General features: G+C 66.4%; 14 protein-coding genes. 8 read left to right on the plus strand and 6 right to left on the minus strand.

Translation table 11 applies throughout. From position 1 onward, the window contains the following. Nucleotides 1-123: 123 nt before the first annotated feature. Complete coding sequence (locus tag ACFW22_RS07140) at nt 124-2,271, plus strand: hypothetical protein (protein ID WP_386400150.1); 2,148 nt, start codon at nt 124-126, stop codon at nt 2,269-2,271. Here ACFW22_RS07140 and ACFW22_RS07145 read toward each other — a convergent pair. After that, entirely contained in the window at nt 2,195-2,614 is a 420-nt protein-coding gene (locus tag ACFW22_RS07145) for an SUKH-3 domain-containing protein (protein WP_386400153.1), read from the minus strand. The genes ACFW22_RS07140 and ACFW22_RS07145 overlap by 77 nt on opposite strands. A gap of 96 nt (nt 2,615-2,710) precedes the next feature. On the opposite strand from ACFW22_RS07145, the gene ACFW22_RS07150 reads away from it, so the two are divergent. Continuing rightward, nucleotides 2,711-3,460 (plus strand): DUF6928 family protein, encoded by a 750-nt coding sequence (locus tag ACFW22_RS07150; RefSeq protein WP_386400155.1) that lies wholly within the window; start codon nt 2,711-2,713, stop codon nt 3,458-3,460. Between the two features lie 15 nt (nt 3,461-3,475). On the opposite strand, the gene ACFW22_RS07155 is transcribed toward ACFW22_RS07150, so the two are convergent. Further along, nucleotides 3,476-3,961, minus strand: a complete 486-nt coding sequence (locus tag ACFW22_RS07155) for a DUF4265 domain-containing protein (protein ID WP_386400157.1) — start codon at nt 3,959-3,961, stop codon at nt 3,476-3,478. Nucleotides 3,962-4,022: 61 nt separating this feature from the next. Between ACFW22_RS07155 and ACFW22_RS07160 the strand changes: the two genes are divergently transcribed. From ACFW22_RS07160 to ACFW22_RS07170, 3 genes are all read left to right on the plus strand, one after another. After that, nucleotides 4,023-4,535, plus strand: a complete 513-nt coding sequence (locus ACFW22_RS07160) for a hypothetical protein (protein ID WP_386400159.1) — start codon at nt 4,023-4,025, stop codon at nt 4,533-4,535. Nucleotides 4,536-4,866: 331 nt separating this feature from the next. Then, complete coding sequence (locus ACFW22_RS07165) at nt 4,867-5,361, plus strand: hypothetical protein (RefSeq protein WP_386400161.1); 495 nt, start codon at nt 4,867-4,869, stop codon at nt 5,359-5,361. A gap of 82 nt (nt 5,362-5,443) precedes the next feature. After that, nucleotides 5,444-5,569 carry a hypothetical protein gene (locus ACFW22_RS07170; protein ID WP_386400163.1) on the plus strand — a complete coding sequence of 42 codons (126 nt, stop codon included), beginning with the start codon at nt 5,444-5,446 and terminating at the stop codon, nt 5,567-5,569. A gap of 155 nt (nt 5,570-5,724) precedes the next feature. On the opposite strand, the gene ACFW22_RS07175 is transcribed toward ACFW22_RS07170, so the two are convergent. Next, on the minus strand, nt 5,725-6,741 hold the full coding sequence (locus tag ACFW22_RS07175; RefSeq protein WP_386400165.1) for an IS481 family transposase: 1,017 nt from the start codon (nt 6,739-6,741) through the stop codon (nt 5,725-5,727). Further along, the gene (locus tag ACFW22_RS07180; protein ID WP_386400167.1) at nt 6,738-7,916 is read right to left on the minus strand and encodes a Cmx/CmrA family chloramphenicol efflux MFS transporter; all 1,179 of its coding nucleotides are present in this window, start codon (nt 7,914-7,916) and stop codon (nt 6,738-6,740) included. Before ACFW22_RS07180 ends, ACFW22_RS07175 begins: the two co-directional genes overlap by 4 nt. 2,359 nt (nt 7,917-10,275) lie before the next feature. On the opposite strand from ACFW22_RS07180, the gene ACFW22_RS07185 reads away from it, so the two are divergent. From ACFW22_RS07185 to ACFW22_RS07195, 3 genes are all read left to right on the plus strand, one after another. Continuing rightward, nucleotides 10,276-12,147 carry a tetratricopeptide repeat protein gene (locus tag ACFW22_RS07185; RefSeq protein WP_386400169.1) on the plus strand — a complete coding sequence of 624 codons (1,872 nt, stop codon included), beginning with the start codon at nt 10,276-10,278 and terminating at the stop codon, nt 12,145-12,147. Nucleotides 12,148-12,276: 129 nt separating this feature from the next. Beyond that, nucleotides 12,277-12,720: a winged helix-turn-helix domain-containing protein gene (locus ACFW22_RS07190; protein WP_386400171.1), complete on the plus strand. Its 444-nt coding sequence runs from the start codon at nt 12,277-12,279 to the stop codon at nt 12,718-12,720. 11 nt (nt 12,721-12,731) lie between these two features. Beyond that, nucleotides 12,732-13,298: an HD domain-containing protein gene (locus ACFW22_RS07195; RefSeq protein WP_386400174.1), complete on the plus strand. Its 567-nt coding sequence runs from the start codon at nt 12,732-12,734 to the stop codon at nt 13,296-13,298. On the opposite strand, the gene ACFW22_RS07200 is transcribed toward ACFW22_RS07195, so the two are convergent. Together ACFW22_RS07200 and ACFW22_RS07205 are read right to left on the minus strand one after the other, a co-directional pair. Beyond that, entirely contained in the window at nt 13,286-13,759 is a 474-nt protein-coding gene (locus ACFW22_RS07200; protein ID WP_386400176.1) for an NUDIX domain-containing protein, read from the minus strand. The two genes, ACFW22_RS07195 and ACFW22_RS07200, sit on opposite strands and share 13 nt — an antisense overlap. After that, the gene (locus tag ACFW22_RS07205) at nt 13,756-14,526 is read right to left on the minus strand and encodes a helix-turn-helix domain-containing protein (protein ID WP_386400178.1); all 771 of its coding nucleotides are present in this window, start codon (nt 14,524-14,526) and stop codon (nt 13,756-13,758) included. Before ACFW22_RS07205 ends, ACFW22_RS07200 begins: the two co-directional genes overlap by 4 nt. Nucleotides 14,527-14,631: the final 105 nt, after the last annotated feature.

Genomic DNA, 14,631 nt, shown 5'->3' on the forward strand with positions numbered 1-14,631 from the left:
TTCCGTGCGATGTGCCGTCGTGTGACGGGGCCGGTGCACTCCAACCAGTCGGAAGGGTGTCCGACGAGCCGTGCCACCGGCCGTGGGAAGGCCCTGTCAGAGCCGGATGGCACCATGCCCCGCATGGATCCCGCACACCCGCTCGACGGCCTGGACGCTTTGCCCTGGGCCTCCTTCTCCCACGCGTACGGCAGCGCGGAGGACGTCCCCGACGCGCTTCGGGCCCTGACGGGTACGGACGCCGCCGCGGCGTCCGAAGCGTTGTCGGAGCTGTACGGGAGCTTGCTGCACCAGGGGACGGTCTACCCGGCCAGCGCGGAAGCGGTGCCGTTCCTCGCCAGGGTCGCCGCGGCCGGCCACCACGCGGCTGACGTCCTCGGGTTCCTCGGTGACATGGCCGAGAGCGAGGACGAGCACGACGTGGCACCGGGGGGCGTTCGGGCCTCCGTGACCGCGCAGTTGGAGCTCCTTCTGCCGTTGCTGGCCGACGCCGAGCCGGACGTCCGGCGGACCGCCGCCTGGGCGGTTTCGCACACCTGCGCCGGCAGGACCGTCCTGTCCGCGCTGGGGACCCGCTGGGCGGAGGAGACCGAACCCGCCGTCCGGGCCGAGGTCCTGGCCGGGATCGCTCGGCTCGACCCGCAGCGCGGAGCGGCTGAGGCGGCTTCCGTCCTGGACCCGTCCCAGCCTGCCGTGGTGCGGCTGGCCGCCCTCTTCGCCCGCCTCGATGCGGATGCTTCGTGGACCGACTCCCTGCACGCGACGATGCTGTCGCTCCTGCCTGCCGACTCCTTGCGTTCCGACTTCGACCTCGAACGCGGCGAGCCCCTGGCCGCCGTCGTCGAAGCCCTCCTGGGTCGGGACCTCGGGCGGGAACGGGAGGCGGCGTCGGCCCTCGTCGACGCGGCCCTGCGTGACGATCGAGCGGAAGTCCGGGCCGAAGGCCTCTGGGCGGCCGACCGTGCCTGCATGCTCTCGCGCAGTGCCCCGCAGCAGTTGGTGGAGGGCCTGCGCGCGGCGGCCGTCGACGACGAGGCGGTGGTGGACATGGCGTCCCTCCTGGGGCGGCTGGCCCACGCTGCCGCACCCGCCGCGGACGTGCTCGCCCCCCTCGCCGGACGGAACCCGGATCGGGAGGACGATCACGCCGACCGCGCTCTGGCCGCATTCGTGCTCGTCGCACCCGAGCAGGCTGCCCCGCTCCTCGCCGCCGGCCTCGGGCGCCGCCCGCGTGCCCTCGACGCGGCGACCGGACTGTGGGACGCGGAAGGCGCGGCCTTCCCGTTCGACAGGGAACTCCTCGATGCCGTTCGCTCCTGCCTCTCCCGGCCCGCGGCGCTCAGCGGCAACGAACCGTGGCAGCTGACCAGCCTGTTGGCCGGGTGGGGCGCCGCGGCGGTGGCTGCGCTGCCCGAGCTGTGCGCAGCGGTCCCGCACTTTCCCGGCCAAGCCTCACGTGTCCTTGTCTCCGTCGCGGCAGACTGTGCTCCGTCGGATCGCGACATGGCCGTCGCCGCGCTGCGTGCGGCAGCCCAACGGGACGTCCTCCCGGCGGCGAAGGCCCTGTACGACCTCACGGGCGATCCCGCACCGCTGCTGCGATGCCTCGAACAGGAGCTCGGCCGGGGTGGCCGCGATCTGCGCGACGCCGCCAGGACCGCCGCCGCGCTCGGCCCCCGGGGAGCGGCCCTGGCGCCGCTCCTGCGCAGGGCGCTCAGCGACCCGGACCAGGACACCAAACCCGCGCTGGACGCGGACACGGCCCTCGCCGAAGCCCTGTGGCGCGTCACGAGGGACCCGGAACCCGTCGTCGCCGTCCTCGCGTCGGTCTTCGACCGCGCCGCGCAGGGCCAGTGGACCCGCTGGTCGGTGGCGAGGGCCGCCCGGACGACCGCGCTCCTCGGTCCTGCCGGTCGTCCGCTCACCGCCAGGCTGGAGGCGGCCCTCGACGATCCGGTGCAGGCGCCGACCGCGGTGCTGGCCCTCGTAGCCGTGGCGGACCCTGCCGCTCTGGATCACGCCGCGCTCGCCTCCGCCGCCCTGGCGTCCGCCGAGTCGGACGCCGACCCGGTGGGTGCCTGCGACGCCCTGGAAGCCCTCGGAAGCGCCGCCCTGAACGACGACCACCTGCGCCGACTCGAAGTCCTCGCCGACGGCGACGCCCGGGTGGTCCGCTCGGGAGTCGAGAACCGCATCATCCGCCAGGACGAAGCCTTCCGGGACCGCGCCCGGGCACTCCTCGCCACGTTCGGGAATACCGCGACGTCCTGAGCGGACGACCACGAGCGTCGTGCCGGCGGCTCAGGACGTTCTCCTGTGTCCCGGCCTGCTCGGGTTCCGGCATGCGCACGGGCATGACCCCGAGGACGAGGTTCTCCATGGCCTCGGGCATACGGCCGAATCGGGCCAGCCAGTTGGCGACGACGTACAGTTCACCGTCCTCGCCCAGGCCGAGGAACGCGTGACCACCGGCGAGTTCGCCCACCGGCAAGAGACGGTCACCGACTTCCTTCTCGCCCTCGCCGCACTCCGTGCAGCGCTCAGGCCTGCCTGTCGGAGCCGAGGCGGCACGTCGACGGCATTCACCCGGGAACCCAGCGGCAGCGGAGAACACGCGGACCGGAGCGAGGCAGGACAGCGGGCGGCCCCGAAAACTTCGGGCGTTTTCGGGACGGCGGGGCTGTCAGCGGTGGGGGCTAGCGTGCGTCGCATGGGAGCGAAGACGGCGCTACTGGCGTACGCGGACGGAGACGTGGCCTCGGCGTTGAAGGCGGCCGGTGAGCCGCAGGCAGAGGGAACGGCGGCGTTGGTCGCCCGGGTCTTTCCGGGCTGGGGGAGGGAGTCGGCGGAGGGCGACGTCCTGGGCGAATCGACGTACCCGCCGGAGGGACACACGTACGCGGCGAGCTTCCCGGGCGTGGACCTGGTCTGCGACCGGCGTCTGATGTTCGACCGCCCGTCGGAACTCCCGGCGCACCTTCTGGAGGCCGCCACAGGCCGTCGCGTGATCCTGCACGCGATGCACAGCGTCTCGGATCGGCTTGCCTTCGCGGTCTGGGAGGAGGGTCGCCTCCGCCGTTCGCTGAGCCTCTCGCCGGACGGCGGCATCGTGGAGAACATCGGTGACCCGTTCCCCTTCGAGCTGCCCTACTGGGCCGGTGACCGGCCCGTGGAGTCTGACCCGGCGTGGGGCGAGGAGCCGTACGCGCTGCCGTTCCACCCTCTGGAACTGGGCAACGAAGCCCTTCGAGCCCTCTTCGGCTTCCTCCTGGAAGGCCGGCCCTCGCCCGAGGACGTCGACCCGGACGAGATCCCGCTGCTCGGCTTCGACCTCACGGACCCGGATACGTCCCGGCGAGCCCAGGAGCGGGCAGCACTCGAAGAGGCGGCCCGGCGGATGCAACGCAGGAGTCTCCACCGCGGCCCGGACGGGAGCTGGAGCGAAGCCGTCGGTGGGTAGCGGGCGCGCAACCGCTCACCCCGAATGTGCTGCCCGCCAGGCGTCGGTGATACAGCCCTCTTTCATGTCCCACCATTCTCGGGCCACGCCGTGGTCGAGGAGCCGCCGGACCTTCGCGAGGTCCGCCTCCGGCGGCACGTCGAGGGCGACCATGCCGAATCGTTCGATCCCCTCTCCACCCACTCCCAGTTCCGCGAAGGCGTTCAGAACGCTCTGCCGTGCCGCGCCAGATCCTTTGTCCCGCAACACGATGAGTCGGATCGTGCAGTTCTGAGACGGCTCGATCACAGGGCCCGCCCAGAGAATGCCCTCCTCGGCGGGGTGGGTGGCGAGGACGTCTCCGCAGGCCACGCCGCGCACGAACCAGGGAGTGTTGTCGAGTTGCACGGTGCCGTCGCCTCGGTCGAGAGCCCAAAGACGCTCTACCGAGGCGGGAGGCCAATCGCCATCCGTCTCCAGGCGGAAGTGCACCTTCACGTGCTTGGCTCCGGGCTGTGCCATCGGATCAGGATGCACGATCCGGCGGGCTCGATTCCGTGCGGCCCCGTGCTTGAATCGGCGAATGATCGAGTGGCAGTCGCCGAGGTACGGGCGCGGACCATATGACGAGGTTCCGCCTGTTCTTGAGCGGGTTCTGCGTTCGCCGTCCCTCGACGGAGAAGCTTGGCGGGAACTCTGGCACCTCCTGGCCACCGAGGGGCTCACCGTCTCGGCCGCCAGCTTTGCCGCGCTCCCGTATCTGGGAGACCTCGACCGCTCCGGCGAAACGGTTGCGGTGGACCGGGCACTGGAACTGGCCGGGGCGATCGTCGCGGGTGTCCTGCAGGACCATGGCACCGACGAGCTCGTACGGGAAATGGCTCCCGTCATCGCTGAGCTCAGGGACGTACTTGCCCGCCGCATCGATGAAGGTGATCTTCCACCGCGGCTCGCGGTGGCGTTCTTCCGGGCGGATCTCGCGTTCGCCGGCGCGACCGGATGGAGCATGGCCGAGTACGACTTCTACAGCGTGAGCTGCCCCCACTGCGACCTGCCTGTCACCCGAACCTGCACCAGACCCTCGCCGCCAGCATGACCGGCAACGGAAAGCGCAACAACGCTATCCGTCGCTTCATCCGGCAAGCGGCACTCACTTTCCTCCTGGGATACCGCGCCGCCGTAGTACTCGGCAATGCACACGAGTGGGGAGAAGGCGGGAGAGTGGACTCCAGGATCGATCAGCGCAATAACACCCGCGCCAGAAACTTCGCGATCAGTGGACGAGGCAGGCGTGCGATGAAGAATGCTTGGCACTCGAAGACCGGGCTGTACGCGTTCCTGTACAAGTCCGGCCATACGAGGGCTGCCGGGTCCGCTCACAGCGGGCCTGGCAGCCTCAACCCACCTCCACACTGAAGGACGTCTCCATGAAGAACGCCTACAAGGTGGCCGTGGTTTCGACCGCCCTCGTCCTGGCAGCCGGTGGAGTCGCTCTCGCCTACGAGCTACGAGGAGGATGCGGCAGCCAGGAAGGCGAGGCCGAGAAGATCTCACGCCTGGGCATTCTGCAAGAAAGGCCTGAAGGAGCGCGCCCCGCTTCCGGGAACGAGAAGGCCGAGTACGGGTGCGCGGACGACGGAGGCGGCTGGTTGTACGCAGACCAGCACTATGCGTTCGAGGGTTCGAATCGGCAGGTAGTCGATTTCTACCGGGGTATCGCACGGAAACAGGGGCTGCCGCTGGACGAGGAAGGCAGGCAAGCACCAGACACCCTGGCCGGTCTCTGCTTCTCGGAGGAGGTCGACGGCAAGCCCGTGCTCGTACGCATCCGCTTCAACCCGCCCGGTGGCTCTGGGCCCGGGGACTACACCGTCGGCGCCGAGGCGGCTTTGGACGGCGAACGGATCCGTTGCTGGCAATGACCTCATGCTGGCCAGGTAGGAATGGAACTCCTCGGCGAGTAGGGCCTGCCTCCTCGTCGGCTCCGCCGGCAACGGCGTGCCCGTGCTTCTCTCCACCTACGCCCGCTGCATCACCGGCCAGATCGCCGGACTCCAGCAACGCGACGAAGGGCCCCCATGCTCCCTGGAGTGCTCGGACTCCAGCCCCCCGTGGCGCCTCGTCCTCTGACACGCCCAGGGCGCCGGGGCCTCCCAGCTGGAAGCGGAGAGGCGCTCTCCCAAGGCTGATCCGGCCGCCTCCGCGACCATGTCCCTTCGTCCTGTTGCCGGCGAGGCTATTCGGTCGGTCCAGCATGAACTGCGACTTCGGGTCGGGATCGATGATCAGCGACTGATGTTGCTGGCCATGACGTTGGTGACGCTCACGTGGAGGCGTGAGGCTGGAGGACGGTTGCCGGCGGCGGTGTGAGGCCGGTGGTAGTTGTAGTGGACGTTCCAGACCGCGATCGCCCGAGCTCGTTCTGCTTCAGAGGTCCACTGCCTGGCGTAGAGGAGTTCTTCGGCGAGGATGCGCTGGTAGCGCTCGACCTTTCCGTTGTGCCGGGGCGTGTAGGGCTTGATCCGCTGGTGGCGGGAGGCCCACGAGATCAGGGAGCGCACGAAGACTGCGGCGCGGTAGTTTGCGCCGTTGTCGGTGACCACGCGCACGACCCGGTGAATGCCGTGGGCAGCGAAGAACGCGCGGGCGCGGCTGAGGAACGCCACGGTGGTGGCGGCTTTCTCATCGGGAAGGGGCTCGGTGTAGGCCAAGCGGGAGAATCCGTCGACGGCAGAGTGCAGGTAGACGTACCCGCCCCTGGCGCCACCGGTCTTCGCGTGCTGTGCGGCCCTGGCCTGCTCGGAGCCGCGTCCGTGGGCCCGCCACCCGCCGCCGTCGGGGATCCGTCCGACCTTCTTGACGTCCAGGTGGACCATGTGGCCGGGGTAGCGGGCCACGATCCGTTTCGACGGGCGCCTGTTGGCCGAGCCGTCGGGGTCGAGGAACCGGCGGTGGTTGATGCCCAGGCGCGCCAGCCACCGGCCTACGGTGCGCTCGCTGATCTGCACTCCCTGGCCTGCGAGTTCGAGGGTGATCCGGCGGGCGGACCACTTGTTGTCCCGCCGCAGCTGCTCGATCCGTTCGACGACATCGGGTGGGGTCTGGGTCGGTGAGGATCGCGGGACGCTTGGGCGGTCCTGCAGCCCAAGTTCGCCGTGCGTGTCGTACCGGTTCTTCCACTTGGACAGGCAGGCGCGGGAGACACCGGCCTCGGCGGCGACATGCGCGATCGGACGGGTGCGGCAGCGCTCCACAAGCCGTCGGCGTCCCTCGATGTTCAAAGGGGCGTTCGCGTGTGTCACCGGAGCACCTCGGTGCTCCGGCCGGCCGTGATGGCGGTGAGGAGGGGGAACGCGATGAGCAGCGCGACCGCGACGAGGAGTCCGCTTGCCCAGAGAGGCCCGAGGTCCCCGGCTTCGGTACTGAGGGTGGCCGCAGCGATGACGGGGCCGACGGCGGCGCCCACGTTGAGCGCCGCGGTCGCATACGAGCCGGCCATGGTGAGGGCTCCCGCGGCCTCGTAGAGGACCCGTGTAATCAGCGTGCTGCCCAGCGCGAACGACAGTGCGCCCTGCACGAACACGAGGATGAACAGGGCGACCGGCTCGTTGGCCAGCATCGCCAGGGCCAGCCAGCCAATGAGCAGCAGCGGGCCGCCGACTGCGATGACCGGACCGGGACGCCGGTCGGACAGCCGGCCAGCGACGGTGACGCCCACGAAGGAACCGGCGCCGAAGAGCACCAGAGCGACAGAGATCCACAACTCGCCCAGCCCGGCGCTGTCGGTCACCACGGGGGCGAGGAAGGTGAGGCTTGCGAAGGTTGCCGCGTTCACCAACGCGCCGAGCAGCATCACCAGAATCAACCGCGGCCGTGTGAGCTGGGCGAGCTCTGCTCGCAACGCGGGCGTGGCAGTCGCCTCATCCTCATCACGTCCTGCTGGGATTCCCTTCAGGATACCGAGAGCCGCAGGCAGGCAGAGAGCGGCGACAGCCCAGAATGTCGCCCGCCAGCCGAGCAACGTGCCGAGCACCGAGCCGCCAGGGACACCGGCGATCGTGGCCACCGTCGTGCCTGACAGCAGCACGGCAAGCGCACGTCCCTTCCTGTCGGGTGAGACCAGCATGGCGGCAGCCGTCAGAGCGACGGCAAGGAACCCTGCGTTCGCGAGCGCGGCGACGACCCGGGTGGCGAACAGGACCGGGAAGCTGGTGGTCATGGCGCCCACAGCATGAACTGCCGCGAAAGTGAGGATGAATCCGAGAAGGCTGGAGCGCCTGGGCCAGTTGCGGGCAAGCGCGGCCACAAGTGGGGCACCGACGATCATACCGACCGCGAAGGCCGAGGTGAGCGTTCCGGCTGTCCCGACTGTGACATCGAGGTCTGAGGCGATGTCCGGCAAGAGGCCGGCGAGCATGAACTCCGAGGTGCCCATGGCGAAAACCGCCATGGCAAGCAGGTATAGCGGGAGAGGCATCGAGTGGCTCCGAGGTGAGGAGAAGCACGAGAAGGTCATCTCGCCACCGCGGCCAGCCCCCAGCGCCACTCGTCCCACCGCAAAAATCGGCGCGACGACTGGGCTATGAGCTCAGTGGTTCAGGGGGCTGACGGCGTGACCGAAAGCCCCCACCTTGTCTGACTCAGGACTCGACATGGCCCGCACGCTACCCGACCGATGCCCGTCGAAGCATCTTGGTTTCACTGACATCGGCCTGTGTCACCAACGTCATGTCCCGCAACAACTAGACGCGGTAGCGGCCGGGCGGCAGCTCGACGCGAAGCACCTCCGCCGACTGCCCTGCATCCCACGGGAGTCGAGAATCCTGTCGGCCTGGTAGGCGGCGTCGGCGAGGACGTCTCGGGGCTCGGCCGTGGCCGGGCCGCGCTGCTGAGGCAGTTCGCCGGAGGCAGACGGCAAAGAAGCCCAGGGCACCGGATACGGCCGTGCGGCCATGTCAACGTAGCCGACCGCCCCGAACCTCAACCACATGGAGGCGCCCTGTACCTGCAGCATCACGACGATTCCTCCCTCCCGAACCCGGTGTACGGGGTCACCCCTCGCCACCTGGCGGGCGACGACGACGCGATTGCCGACCACGTGGGCGCGGCCCCTTCGACCGTCGTCTGGAGGATGTGGCCGACCGCCTGAGACACCCTTCTCTACGTGAGCCCGAACAAACTGTGCGGCGCAGAGTGGATGCGCGCAGCTTGTTCGTTCGAGCGGGGTGACCTGCTGGTGGCCTGGCAGATCTCCGCCCGGTCGCATCCCGCCAGGGCCCTGCCGGAGTGGAACGCGTACATGCGTGTGTGCCGAGCCCGTGGTCGGAAGGGCGGCTTACGGTCATTCGACCGGGGGCTGATCGGTGCAGAAGAGCGTGCGGATCGCAGTGAGGCGGGCGGTGGGCGGCCCAAAACTTCGGGCCGTTTTCGGTCCGGACGGCCGGCGAAGGTCCCTCCTGGCCGGTTGCAGCCGGACAGAACGAGCCATCCGGGGCCGTCCCCCTGACGCCCCCGCCACCGACTGAAAATCGCCCCTGACCAGCAAAAAGACCCTCCCGAAGGAGGGTCTTGTGCGGAGCGCCCCCGGCAGGACTCGAACCTGCGGCCAAGTGCTTAGAAGGGACCCGAGCGCATCGCGTATGGCGAGGCGTTGACCTCAGCTTTTGTGCGTCACCGTACGGCCAAGGAAAGCGAGTTCTCACGTATTCACCGGAATCAGACGTTCCCGGGGGCGCAAGGAGCCACGGCCGCGCAAGGTCCAGAGCTTGATAGGTGCGGCCAGGCCTGTCTTGGAAGCCGTGCTGTGGTGGTCTCGGCCTGTGTGCTGCTACAGGGAGGCACGGACGTCTTCACCAACCAGCCTCGTTCAGTCGGTCGTTCTGGAAGCATGACGCTGTCAACGACAGACCTGGAGGGTGGCGAACATGGAACCGATCTCTACTGCGCTCCTGCTGGCGGTAGCCGGCGGGGCAGGGGGCGAAGCCGGAAAGCGACTGTGGGTGAAGCTTGCGGACCTCGTCAGGCGGGACTCGCAAGAGACGGCAGGCGGAGAGTTGGAGCTAGCCTCCCTGGAGGCATCACCTCAGGCGGCGGAGCGAGCCCAAGCCCTGAGCGAAGCCCTTCTCCTGCGGGCGGAGCGAGACTCAGCCTTCAGGGACGGTCTGACGCAGTGGCACCAGCAGGCGCAGGCGTTGCGTACCGGCGATGGGGAGACAAGCAACACCATCAGCGGAGGAACACAAGAAGGCCCTGTCCTTCAAGGACGCGACTTCTCTGGCATCAACTTCAACGGCTTGAACGGATAACTGGGAACGCCGATGGATGCAGGGGAAGCGAATGTGGGAGGGACACGTAATGAGATTCGAGGGGGGCTGTACCTCCATGCAGTGATCCAGGGAAGGAACGTAGTGCTCAACCTTCCCAGGGAGATTCGGCCTGCACTCCTTGGCCTTCCCGCTAAGTCCCCTGCATTCGCCGGTAGAGAGCCTGAGTTGCAGGCCCTTCTGGATGACCTGCCGCAAAGCATGGAAGGGGGTAAGTCTGCTGCTAAGAATCACATCCTCGTAGGCATGGGGGGCGCAGGGAAAACGGAGTTGGCCCTACAGGCTGCGCATTCCGCTAGAGCGGAGGGTAGCTGGTTCCCAGGGGGAATCCTATTTATTGACCTCTCCGGCTATGACCGCGATCGCTATCTCTCGGCTGACAGGGCACTTACGAGCCTACTTCTCTCTCTGGGCGTAGCCGAGGAGCAGGTGCCTGCTGACCTTCAGGATAGAAGTAGGCTCTACCGGTCGATTCTGGCTGCGTATGCCGAGGAGGGGTCGCGAATTCTAGTCGTGATCGATAATGCCTCGTCTGCAGCGCAGGTTAAGCCACTCTTACCTTCGGATGGAAGTAGTGTCGGGATCGTCACTTCACGGAATTTGCTCGACGTTGGTGCGCGGGTGCATCGGGTTGCTCCGCTTGACGCCATTCCTGCGGTTGATGTCCTCCGGGCGGTCCTTGAAGTATCGCTGGGCGCACCTGATGAGCGAATTGATGAGGAACTTGCGAGTGCTTACGAACTGGCAAGAATCTGTGGCTACCTCCCTCTTGCGCTTCGTATATGCGCGGCCATGCTGGTAGACACACCTCGGCGCCCGGTCTCATCGCTCGTAAAGTCTCTACAGGAAGGAAGTAACCTTATAGATCGCCTCAGTCGCGAGGAAGAAGGAGTGCGCGCGGTATTCGATCTATCTTTTGAGCGGCTTACTGAAACTCAGAAGACGCTGTTGGGGTTCATTTCTTTTACTCCGGGGTTCGATATCTCGACGGCAGCGGCAGCTCGCTTGATTGAGGTGACGGCTGATGCTGCCGAGGAACTTCTGATCGAGATGAGCCGCGCCCATTTGGTAGAGCAAGGTGCGGAATGGGGGCGCTGGCGACTACATGACTTGGTGAGACGGTATGCGCTTGAGGCGGTGGCTGATCTGCCTGGCCAGGAGGATGCCTTGATGCGTGTGCTCACTTACTACACTGATCACTCTCGCCATGCATCCCTGGCACTGGGGGGCGACCTGTCGTCTGAGCTTTTTAGCTCCCGCGACGCGGCGCTTAGCTGGTTCGATACTGAGTACGAGAATCTAATTTCTGGCGTCAATTTGACTGCCGAGCATGAGGGGCTCCGTTGGTTTGCTGTGGAAGTTCCTCATAGGTTGGCTAGGTATCTCGATGCTCGACGTCTGTATAGCGAGTGGAGAGATATGATGACCATTTCATTGCGGCTGCTTCAGGGGGAGTCTAATCAAGAGTTTGAGGCCAATGCAATGAACAGCCTTGGCATGGCTTACAGAGAGCTACACGAGATTGAAGAGGCTGTCAGGTTTCACAGGGAAGCGATTTCTATCGCGCGGCAAATAGATGACGATGAAATGCTGGCCCGATATCTCAATAATGCGGGAAATGCTCTTCTTGAAGCTCACGATCTGCGTGGGGCATTTGAGGCGCATTCGGAATCGGCGACTCTTTACTTGACTCTAAGGGATAACCTTGGTTTCGCCAGGGCTACGGATAATGCAGCCAGCGCTCTCCGTGAACTTGGGCGACCTTCTGAGGCGCTTGTCATGCATCAGGAGGCCATTGCGAAATTTCGGGAGTTCGGAGCTCATGGAAGTGAAGCGGTATCGCTAACCCTTCTGGGTAGCACTCTCCATGATCTGGGCCGTTATGGCGAGGCTGTAGAGGCGCACCGGAAGTCCGTGCAACTTCTTTTGGCGCAAGGTAGGAGTGGTGACGCATCGAAAGCGTTGAATAATCTATCAAATGCGCTCAGGGGGATTGGGGATATTGAAGCTTCGGCTGCTGCGTGCCGGGAATCTCTGAAGCTGTGCTCGCTGAATGAGGATCGTTTTGGTGAAGCTCAGGCGTTGAATCAACTGGGTCTGCTGTATACGGATGAGGGGAAGTTTACACAGGCGATCGATAGCTTCGAAGAGGGTATTCGAATTCTCTCAGGATTTGAAGGGTTGATTCTTTCGGCGTGTATGTGGGCAAACCTGGGACGCACCTACGGGATGATGGGAGATGTGAGGGCGGCCATCGAAAAATTCAGCAAGGCTAGCGCCTTGTTTTCTCGGTTGAACGCCGCAGGTGACGCCTATGCGGTCCAGCAGATTATCGATGCCCTGTCTAGCGGGCTCGCTGGTGAAGATTTCAACGAAGGTGATTAGGTCTCCCCGAGAGCCTGGTCTGCAGCAGGGCTCCGCCGTCTGCCGGAGGGGCAGATCGGCACGCGACAGTCTCTTTGTCGGCGTCACGTGCGACCCTGGCAGCAACCGAAGCTTGTGGAAGGAGGTGCCGTGGCGGAGGCCAGCCCGCGCGGAACCTATCTGCTCATTGCTGATGCGTTGCGGAGGGACATCGAGGAGGGCTCCCTCAGGGGTGCTATGTCTTCCGAAGCCGCTCTCATGCGGGCGCACGACGTCTCCCGTAACACAATCAGGCGCGCGCTCAAAGTGTTGGAGGCCGAGCAGCTGATCAGCTCTGTGCCCGGTGTCGGATGGCGTGTGTCCTCCAAGCCCCTCCAGTCTCTCACTGACCGCATGACCGATCTGATCACGGAAGACGCGCTGACGGTGGGTGACGCCTACCCGTCGGAGTCGAAGCTGTGCGCGCGGTTCGAGGTCTCCCGTACGGCGGTACGTCGAGCCCTTGCTCAGATGGAGGGCAATGGTTTACTCGACACCGTCCACGGCAAGGGGCGTACTGTGCGCGCCCTCCCGACCTCACATGTGGAGCCGTAGTCTTGGCAGACATGGGGCTTACTGAGTGGGCGTACTCGCTCTCCGAATCGCTGCTGTCCGAGCCGTTGCCGCGCCGCTGGGCGCACTCCCTCGGGGTTGCCAAGCGGGCGCGTTCTTTGAGCCCGATCCTGGGGCGGGACGCTGAGCTGCTGGAGGCCGCCGCCGTCCTGCATGACATCGGCTACTCCCCGTCCATCGCCACCACCGGCTTCCACCCGCTCGATGGGGCCCGGTTCCTCCAGGACCAGGAGGGCGCCGACGAGCGGGTCGTCCGGCTCGTCGCCCACCACTCCTGCGCGCTCCTGGAGGCCGAGGAGCGGGGCCTCCGGCACGAGCTAGAGATGGAATTCGAGCTGGAGCGGCCCGAGCTGGTGGACGCGCTCATCGTGTCCGACATGACGACGACGCCGACTGGCGAGTACACGACGCCGGCGGCACGCCTGGACGAGATCGTGCAGCGGTACGGCCCGGACACGATCGTAGGCCGGTTCATTCAGCGGGCGGCGCCGGAGATCTACGCCGCCAACGAGCGCGTGGAGGGCCGCATGGCCGCCGCGTCCGGCACTCAGCCGATGTAGGGTTTGCGCCGCGACTTGTCCAGGCCGTGCTGGATCCTCAGCCGCATGGACGGGTGAATATCCAAGTCATTGAGGTCCGCCGGAGCTATCCAGCGGACCTCTTTCGATTCGCTGCTCGTGCGGAGGGATCCACCGACCGGGTGCGCCCGGAAGCAGATCGAGAACTGCTGCCGCACCTCGCCGTCGTCGTACGCGAGCACGTGCTCGGGGTCGGTGTAGAGCCCGACGATCCCGTCCACCACGACCCTGATCCCGGTCTCTTCCTCCACCTCACGCACGACGGTGTCGGCGATCCGCTCGCCGATGTCGTGGCCGCCACCGGGAAGCGCCCACAAGTCGTTGTCGGTCTTGTGGATGACCAGAAGCCTCCCGGCATCGTCACGGACGACGGCCGTAACCGAGGGCACCACCGAGTTGGCCTTCGGGGCCGCAGGGTCGCGGAAGTAGTCGATCCGGCTCATGCGCTAGAACTTCCCAGGTCAGTGGGCGAGGAGATCAGCCGCGCCGTCTCCCAGACCCGTTCGACGCTCTCAGCGTAGGCGTCGAACAGCTCGCCTCCGGGGATGCGCCGGATGTGCAGGACCGGGGCCATGTACGCGCCCACTCCATACAGGTGCCCATTGGCGAGCATCTCGTCGTCCGCCCGGTAGATGGAGTTGTAGAGCGTCGTGGAATGGAGCCGGAACTCCACCCCGGGAAGTCCGAACAATGGCGCGTAGTTGACCAGCGCGTTTCGAATCTTGCTCGCCATGGCGGCACCGATCCCTTCGTTCGCCCCGCGCGTGGCGACGGCGGCAGAGTCGGGATCCCCGAGCATGAACCGGACCGGGACACCGGCGGCCGACTTCTCCTTGACCACCTGGTGGAAGGCAGCATCCTCGGTGAGCCAGAAGCCCGAGTAGACCAGCACGTCGAAGTGCCGAGTGGCCCCGGCGTAGAGCTGCGGCCAGAGCCGGTTCGGCACGACGGAGCGATGGGGGTACAGCTTCACCAGCTCCGCATTGCCCGCCTCGGTGACCTCGGCGGACGTCTGCTCCTCGGGCCACAGGTAGGACATCTCGCACTGCAGGAGCGAAGCTGCGGCGTACTTGAACCGGCGGTACGGCTGCCGCTTGGGCTCATTGATCCAGCGCTCCACCGTCTTGGCCGACACTCCAAGCCGCTCGGCGACTTGTTCGAGCGTCAGGCCACTCTCGATGATCGCGCCGCGCAGCCGCTCATTGGCCATGTCGTGCTCTCCCCCTGCTGGGACGACTTGGGACGACTTTCACCGTAGCGAGTTGTCTCGGAGCCGTACATCTACGAAGTCCAGCGTCTGCCCTGATCAGGCCAC

This window comes from Streptomyces sp. NPDC058872, assembly GCF_042743065.1.
Taxonomy (GTDB): Bacteria; Actinomycetota; Actinomycetes; order Streptomycetales; family Streptomycetaceae; genus Streptomyces.